The organism is Pseudomonas zhanjiangensis (genome assembly GCF_041027545.1).
Lineage (GTDB): Bacteria > Pseudomonadota > Gammaproteobacteria > Pseudomonadales > Pseudomonadaceae > Aquipseudomonas > Aquipseudomonas zhanjiangensis.
Map to the genome: position 1 here is coordinate 1 of NZ_JBFTEG010000060.1, position 500 is coordinate 500.

General features: G+C 60.6%; 1 pseudogene. It reads left to right on the forward strand.

What is annotated here, in order from left to right:
- Positions 1–70: 70 nt before the first annotated feature.
- A pseudogene (locus tag AB5S05_RS22315) lies at positions 71–500 on the forward strand (transposase); the annotation flags it as partial.

Below are 500 nucleotides of genomic sequence, written 5' to 3' on the forward strand. Positions count from 1 at the left end.
TGAACGAGCCCCTTGAAACACAGGACACCGTTTCCCCCTTACCATAAGGGATAGGCAAACGACTGTGTTTATGACTACCAGCAAAGACAAAACCTTCGAAGTGCTCGGCCAGGAGCGGCGTCGCCGCTGGAGCGTCGAGGAGAAACTGGCCATGGTGCGCGAGAGCCTAGAGCCCGGGCAAAGCGTCTCGGTGGTGGCCCGGCGCAACGGCATCAACCCCAACCAACTGTTCCACTGGCGCAAGCTCTACCAGGACGGCAGCCTCTCGGCGGTCAGTGCCGGTGAAGCGGTGGTGCCTGCTTCAGAGCTGGCCGATGCCCTCAAGCAAATCCGCGAACTGCAACGGATGCTGGGCAAGAAGACCATGGAGGCAGAGATCCTCAAGGAAGCCGTGGAGATCGCCCGCTCGCGAAAATGGATTGCGCACTCACCCTTGTTGCCGGGGGACGACCAGTGAAAGCGGTCAGTGAGAGTCTCGGTGTGGCGCGCTCGCAATTGAC